Source organism: Vibrio sp. 10N.222.48.A3 (genome assembly GCF_041475345.1).
Taxonomy (GTDB): Bacteria; Pseudomonadota; Gammaproteobacteria; order Enterobacterales; family Vibrionaceae; genus Vibrio; species Vibrio tasmaniensis_A.
Genome location: NZ_JBFRVX010000578.1, coordinates 1 through 7,758 on the forward strand (window position 1 = coordinate 1; position 7,758 = coordinate 7,758).

Consider the following 7,758-nt stretch of genomic DNA (forward strand, 5'->3'; position numbering starts at 1 on the left):
AATACGACAAGTTTCAGGTATTCCTAACCCAGCAAGTTTGTTCAACACTTTTATCATCACGCAAGTTTCTTCCACCTGTGCGTTGTAATGTCTTAAGCTTAATCGCTCCATAGCAACTATTTTAAGGCGATAGGCTTAACTAAGCTCATCTGGCTGAGGGTTAGCCGGCGATTTTCCATGTCGGCATATACTCTATCGCCTCCTTTTACTGCGCATCATTTGCCATTGCAGGGGGTGTTGCGCTGGCTTTGATTTTCAAATACTGCCCAGTTAATACATAGGCGATGCCCAGTAACAACAGTACCGATACAATCGGTATATTAAGCCCTATCGAAGAATACAAGATTCCCAACACAATATTAATCAACGCAGCCAAAATGTTAGAGAGAAACAAAACAGCATAGACATTTTTCATCTCATTGTTTCCCCAGTAATAGCCCACTGTCGACACGTATAACACCAAGACACCACCGTAATTAAAACCAGTGACCACAGCCAAAAATGCCGTCCCAAAATTTGATTGCAATAGCAAAGGGCTAATAGAAAGTACCAGTGCCTGAATAAACAAATTTAACTTAATGGCCTTACTAGGGAGCCACTTATCGCTCAGATAACCCCAAACGACTCGCCCCACGGCATTGCTCAAGGCAAACATAGCAACGGCAGAGACGATCAGTTCTATTCCATAATCATTACTTAAAAGGGCAAGCTTACTATTAATAAAAAACCGGCAGTTAAACCTGCTGTCATGGCAAAAAACAACGTTTGGAACAACCGTCCTTGAACAACGGAAGTTAGGCGCACCCTCCCGGTTGATCCTGAAGCCATGATTGCGGGGTAGGACATGAACAACCCAGAAAAAATAGCAATAAAAATATAACCTACACCAACACCGCCAAGTAACTCATATGGAGACACTCCAGCAGTAAGAAAATACTGCGCGAGTTGACTCACCAATGCCGCCCCACCAGCAAACCCTGCAACGGCAAGACCAGTAACGAGCCCACGCTGTTCTGGATACCAAGCGACCCCTACAGTAATTGGAATCAAATAAGCGATCCCGACGCCTAAGCCACTTAACACTCCTACGCCCGCTAGAATGTAGTAGAAATTGTGAGCACCCAAACTCGCAAGCATCCAGCCGCATCCGAATAGAGCCCCACCTAATATTGCGCATTGTCTAGGGCCAAAGCGATCAATCAGCTTACTGGCAAAAAGCAGCATAATTGGGAACACAACGTAAAATAGGTTAAAAGGGGCTGAGGCTAACGCGGCAGGCACATCGTATTGCTTAATGAATACGGCATCATAGACAGACCATGAGTACGTTCCTCCCAAACAAGCTTGTAGTAATACCACAAAAAATAGAATGACTTGTTTCGGCACATTGAAAGAAAAAGAGAATTTTTGGTACATAGCTATTCAGTCCTCAAGCGGCAAAGCTAATCATGCCTAACCTATAGAATTATTTATTTTTCTTACATGAATCCGTTTCATACACGAAATTTCCGCACCACGTTTTTCAACTTTTCATTGGAACCCAGTAAATTGCCAATGTTAGATTGTGTAGCCTTAGCACTCACGATAAGTTCGCCAGCGATGAGGTTAATGGTACTAATGTTGCCGTTAATCTCCTCTGCTACAAGGCTTTGCTGTTGCGAGGCAACCGCCACCTGCGAGGTTAAACTAGCAACGTTATTTACCGAATGTTCCATCGACACCAAACGTTGAGATATTTTAGCTGTTCGCTCTACAGTAGAACGACTTGCTTCACTCGTTTTGCCCATACTATTGGCCACTCCAAGCGAAAGGGACGTTAACTCTGACAGCATCGCATCTATTTCATTGGTACTTGTTTGAGTACGAGCCGCCAATGCCCTGACTTCATCAGCGACAACCGCAAAACCTCTTCCTTGCTCCCCAGCCCTTGCCGCCTCAATCGCGGCATTAAGTGCCAATAAATTGGTTTGCTCTGCAACGCCACCGATCACGGTTAATACCTCGTTGATTCGAGATGCTCCATCACTCATTTGAGTCACGCGCTCAGCCATTACCTCAAATTGATCAACGAAAGCTTCAACACAAATCACCGCTTCACCAACCACCTGTTGCGATTGCGTCATGTCACCGATGACGGTCTGAGTAAACTCCGATGCGGAAACCGTGCTTTGTGCGACCGATTCAGAAGAAGCCGTCATTTCAGTCATGGCGGTCACCACTTGTTCCGTTTCTAACGCATGGCTATTGAGCTTATTCAGGTTTGAGTCCGCTTGATCGTGTACAAGATTAAGAGAGTGTGTAATTTGATCTGATGACTCCGAGACCTCTTTCATCATCAATTGCAGATTAGAAATAAACTCGTTGATGGCCTTCGCTATTTGCCCTAAGTCATCATTATTTTTTACAGGTAATCTCTGAGTGAGGTCACAATCCCCGGACGACAGGCTAATCACGACTTTTTTAAGTGCGACAATGGGACGGAACAAATACCCTAGAGTTGCAATTAAAATCATGGCTGCAATAACGACAGAAACCCCTCCCCCAATCAATAACTGCTGCCAAGCATCTTTCACGCTTCATCAATAATTTGTTCATTAGCTTCTAGTGTAAGGTGCCACTTTTGTTCACCAAGCACTCTAAAGCTTTGAGATAAGAAAAGGGATACATTGTCGTCTTTGGTGTATTTAAACACCCCCTGTAATTGTTCCAGAAAGCGGTCACCAATAGCATCCGCAACGAACCTATTTTGCAGTGACTGCCCTAGAATGTCAGACGAAGACGTTGAAAATAAAACCTGCTGCTGTTGGTTATAGATGGTTTCTTCTGCCGTCTCGATATTGGATTTTTTAAGAAATGTACTAAAACGTTCTAAGTGTATATTTAGCGTCAGCACGCCGTATTTGACTGGAGCTGCAATACTGACCGTCGATTTTCCCGTTTTCGGATCTTGATAAAAATCGGTCACGCTGGTTTGTTTCGTTTCCATCACAAGAGTAAACCATTGCGTCTTACGCGGGTCGCTCTCGGTCACGTCTAACATGCCATTTTTTGCAGAAAACCCAGTGCCATCAACAAACGCGATAACCACATCGTCCACGCTGTCTGTTTCTGCCATTAAGCCTAACGCTGTCACCATCTCTTTGGGGCTGCGCCTTGTTTGGAAGTACTCTGCCGAACGTTCCAAATTACCAACATTAGACGCAAGCCATTGCTCTATCTTGTAAGACTCTAAGCTCAAGCCCAGCTCTATTTTCTCAATCAGATTTTTCTCTAAATCTTGCTGGTATTTACTAAACAAAACCATATTGCTAACCGCAATACCGGCCACCATTAACATGATGGATCCAATGATTATTTTTTGCTTAAACCCGATATTGTTCATCCATGTAGAAAACACTCTCTCCCCCTTATCCAAAGTTATAGTTAATGAAAACATCTCATTGAATTAATACGCCAGAGCCCTAGCGTAAATAAGGCTCTGGCATCTGTTCCAATCAATTGACGCTATTAATGTCCATCACCATCACTCGAATTTCAGTGCTCGATTTAGCTTCATAAATAACCCCCAAGTCTTCGTTGCCTGCCGCTCCTTTATTTGGAAGAATAACAATGTCTGAATAAGCGCTGTACCCATCACGAAATTGGGTTCGCTGGGTAAAGTTGTACACACCACTGCCGTTATCCGTCGCACTCCAAATAGCCAAATCATTGCGATCTGAACTAACGGCGCCATTGCCTTGTGGGCCAGACATCAGTACGCGGTCGTTACCGTATCTCACTAATCCAATATCAACTTGGTCAAGTTTAAAAAACAAAGCGCCATTCACTGAGTTTCTGGTTTCTTCAATCACTTTCCAGCTAATACCGTTATCTTCGCTGATATAGTGGTAGCGATTAAAATTACCCGTTCCCGTGACTCCATCGTTACGTGCTGAAAGTAAAATGCGTCCATCGTTAAGCTGAACCATATCGGCTTCACTTGGCTCTTGGGCGTAGGTCGGTGTTTGTTGGCCTGCCTGCCACGAAACCCCATAGTCATCGCTGTAAATAGAAACCACCGACAGTTGTTCAAACGCATCTAGAACAATTGCAGGGAAAATCAAACGCCCCGAATTCAGTTGAATCCCTTGCCCCGGGCCTGCATTAATACTCTTCCAACCTGGGTCACCATGCCCACCATTGGCCCCAGTCTTAGCCCAACCTTGTTCCGCAGGATGGTTAATCACACTACCGTCGACTCGGCGCATTAAAGAAGCATCAAACTGAGCCACTGCAGTGTTAGCAATAGAAAAGTCGATGGTTTTATAAGCTGAACTGCCCGAAGTCGACGAGCACCCATTACCCCACGTGACCGTTTTACCGCTATGAGACTGACCGCCCCAACCACTCGCAATCAGCGTCCCATCGACGTAAAAGCTCGCACTACTGCCACTACCGACAATTTGATAATCATGGTAGCCACCAATATCAAAATTAAGTGGGTATTCGATGTTGCTCCCATTTCCATATAAAACCGCTTTGACTGATTTATCATCATTTACGACCAAATCAACAAGGTAACGAGTATTGCCATCACCATAATATTGGACGTTACATGCTCCATTCGCGACTCTAGAGTTCCAATCGAGTTGCCAACCGGAGGCTGCTGCCTGCGCTACTTGGCTAGCGCTTGGTGTATAAGACCATGTGGCTCTGCCGTTATGAGTCGAATCACCATTTGCAAACCAGTTCACATCGCGGACTTGATCTAAAACATCCGTTTCTGTCGACCACGTTTGTCCGTTGTCGTCACTGATTTTGAACAATAGCTTATGGTTAGGATCATCAAATGGAACACAACTACGGTTTTGGGCACAATTTATGTCCCACTTCGTATAAAAGACGAATATTCTGCCATTACTGGCATCTAACATCGGGCGAGGGTCAGAGTATGCCTCGGCTGAATTTTCTTGGATCACTTGGTACGCAGACCATGTCTGGCCATTATCTGTCGAACGACGGCTCTTTATACTTGTTGGAGCACCATTTCCGGGATCTCCGGATGTTCCTCTTCCTTCCGCAAAAGCGACTAAAGACCCATCGGCCGCGACGACCATAGACGGAATACGATAATGGCTACTGCCACCTTCTCCACCTTTAAAAACGATGGTATCGCGAATGTTAGGAGCAACGGCGTTAGCTTGAAAAGTTACGAGTAAGGATGAAGCAATTGCAACGCTCGCTAACAGGTTAATTCCTTTTAAACAATGTTCTCTATTTTTCACTTTAATTCTCCTTAAATAGAACGGAGAACAACAAGCACCAACTGCTGATGTTTACTATCAATAGACAATAACCTCAGAGGCTTCACGCCTCTGAGGTAAACCATCAAAGTGTTTGCTGTTCAATTGGTCCTAAATCAAACCGAACCCATTAAATAACGTTTAGGGTCGGCTCTTTACGCGTAAGTCACCTATAGGGGGAGCGGCTTATGCGTGCCAATTAATCAAATAACAACTTTGTAGTCCTTGTCCTTTTGCGTTTTCACCTCCAATGATAATTAGACCTTGTTCACTGGAAATCGAGATGCCATAAGCTTGGCCTGTGGGCAGTTCACCTACCCGCCGCCATTGTTGCTCCTGTAAACACCAAACATCACCAGCATAATGCTTGCTTAACCCTTGATGGGTATACCACTGCTTTTCTCTCGCTTTCTTCTGGCTACCGATGAAAAATGCGCCTCCGGCAACCAAATACTGGCCTTTCACCAGCCCGGCATACGCGCCGGCTAAACCTTCATGCTCTTGGGGGGAATCTTGAATGCTCGGCAACGTAGTGCTCTTCACTTCTTCTATGGACAAAAAAGTAAATTGTTTTACTTGGGTACTGCGCAGCCCAGGTTTGATTTCTCCGTCTACCAACACCACCTGATTGTCATCTTGTATTAGGCTCGCACCACAGTTAGCTGGAAATGGATTTTCTGTTAGGATTCGCCATTGCAACGTTTCGCAATCGAACAACCAAATGTCCTGATTCCAACCGTACTGATCCGGTAGCATCGACATAAATTCAACCAAAGCGGCTTGATGTTTTTCGGGTTCAAGCGCTGAGTCTATCTTGCTTAGCTTCGCTAGAAAGTCATCAAATAAGGGCTTGTTATATCCTCCCCAAAACGCGATTTTTCCAGGTGCGATTTCACAACCGCTAGCACCGAGTAAACCGACTGGGATCTCCGATTCGACCGTTTGCCATTCGTCGTTTTCAATATCAAACCAGTGAATATCCGTAAGCACTTGGACGCTCTCACAACCTTCCTGTAATCCGGCGCCAGAGAACACCCAAATGGCACTACCACTCGCGACCATGACGGCATCATTCCTAACCACACCAGTAAACGCTGCCATCAATTTCCAACCACGTTCAGTTGCGTTCAAATCTAGACTATAAAACTGCGTTCCTGCACTGCCCAACCCTACGAAGATTCGGTCGCCAATTCGAGCACCGACAGCGTTTTTAATTTCAACGGGAAAGTCAGGATACGTAACGATAGAAAATGACATACTTAACCCCGTAAATTAATGAGTGACTTGAACAGCTTTGCCGTCCCAAGAAAGCAAATACACTTCTTTACGTGCCGCACGCTTACTATCTTCTCCGCCAATCACCAATACACCCTCATCAGTGGTAAAAGAAGCCCCATAAGCCAGGCCATATGGTAAATCGGTAGATTGCGCCCAAAGCCCATTTTTCAACACATACGTTTCAGGATTAAACGCTTTACCAAAACCGTTATGCGCAAACATTTTCCCTTGTTCGAATGCCCCTTTCGCGCCATGGAAGTTAGCGCCACCCGCCACGATCACAACACCGTTACTTTCTCCGGCGAACGCGCCTGCAACGCCTTCTTGAGTCTGTTGGTTTGATGGCTTAGGCAAGTCATGTAAGCTCATCCAAGGTTGAGACGCACCAAAAGCAAACTGCTTCACTTCAGAAGTTCTTAGTCCTGGCTTTATCTCACCGCTCACCAACGTCGCCTTAGCACCTTGCTTAACCAAAGCGGAACCACAGTTAGGCAGGTAAGGAGAAGAGCCTAACTCTTTCCATGTCCCGGTTTCAGGTGTATAGCTAACAACGTTTGAATTCCATTTGTAATCTAGTGGCTTCATTCCCATGTAGTCATCGACTATTTTTTGCCATTTTTCAGGCTGATCTTTTCTGCTTGTCGTATTAATGTCTGCCAAGTATTTATCAAAGTAACCTTTGTTATAGCCGCCAAAAAACAGCACTTGTTTGTTATCAGGCGAATACGAAGCCGCCCCGAGTAACCCTACTGGCGTCTGAGTATTCACACGGGCCCAAGTATTGTCGCCAGCGTCATAGCGGTAAACGGTATCAAAAAGGACAGGAGCCGCATCACTGGAATTGTTCTTACCAGAGCCACCAAAAACATAAATATTTTCACCAACGACACTTGCTGTTGCACCACTTCGCGCAGGCCCTGAGAAATCCGCTTTCTTTTGCCAGCCTTTCTTTACATACTCCAGATCCAACATGTAGAAGTCTTGCCCGGTAGACCCTAAGCCCACGTAAAGCTTGCTCCCTACTTGAGCGCTGATCCCGCTTTTCATACCAACAGGTAAATCAGGCCATTGGTCTTTTGCAAAAGACGCTGTACTAAGGCATACCGAAGCAGCCAAAAGTGGCATAACCAAGCGATTGAAGTGTCGTTTATTCATTATATTAATTTCCTTATTTGAATGGCTCTAATCAGTCATTCAG

The 7,758-nt window shown here is 45.1% G+C and carries 7 protein-coding genes and 1 pseudogene; all 8 read right to left on the reverse strand.

Going from position 1 to position 7,758, the window contains the following annotated elements:
* Positions 1–108 (reverse strand): annotated as a pseudogene (locus AB4653_RS16390) (IS5/IS1182 family transposase); the annotation flags it as partial.
* Between the two features lie 97 nt (positions 109–205).
* Positions 206–655 carry a hypothetical protein gene (locus AB4653_RS16395; protein WP_102257798.1) on the reverse strand — a complete coding sequence of 150 codons (450 nt, stop codon included), beginning with the start codon at positions 653–655 and terminating at the stop codon, positions 206–208.
* Positions 656–696: 41 nt separating this feature from the next.
* Positions 697–1,416, reverse strand: coding sequence for an MFS transporter (locus AB4653_RS16400; RefSeq protein ID WP_102257797.1), 720 nt, complete (start codon positions 1,414–1,416; stop codon positions 697–699).
* 77 nt (positions 1,417–1,493) lie between these two features.
* Positions 1,494–2,573 carry a methyl-accepting chemotaxis protein gene (locus tag AB4653_RS16405; RefSeq protein WP_240798318.1) on the reverse strand — a complete coding sequence of 360 codons (1,080 nt, stop codon included), beginning with the start codon at positions 2,571–2,573 and terminating at the stop codon, positions 1,494–1,496.
* On the reverse strand, positions 2,570–3,397 hold the full coding sequence (locus tag AB4653_RS16410; protein WP_240798317.1) for a cache domain-containing protein: 828 nt from the start codon (positions 3,395–3,397) through the stop codon (positions 2,570–2,572). Before AB4653_RS16410 ends, AB4653_RS16405 begins: the two co-directional genes overlap by 4 nt.
* A 97-nt stretch (positions 3,398–3,494) precedes the next feature.
* Positions 3,495–5,264, reverse strand: a complete 1,770-nt coding sequence (locus AB4653_RS16415; protein WP_102257796.1) for an exo-alpha-sialidase — start codon at positions 5,262–5,264, stop codon at positions 3,495–3,497.
* Positions 5,265–5,468: 204 nt separating this feature from the next.
* Positions 5,469–6,539: a YjhT family mutarotase gene (locus AB4653_RS16420; protein WP_102257795.1), complete on the reverse strand. Its 1,071-nt coding sequence runs from the start codon at positions 6,537–6,539 to the stop codon at positions 5,469–5,471.
* A 15-nt stretch (positions 6,540–6,554) separates the two neighbouring features.
* On the reverse strand, positions 6,555–7,715 hold the full coding sequence (locus AB4653_RS16425; protein ID WP_102257794.1) for an N-acetylneuraminate epimerase: 1,161 nt from the start codon (positions 7,713–7,715) through the stop codon (positions 6,555–6,557).
* Positions 7,716–7,758 lie beyond the last annotated feature (43 nt).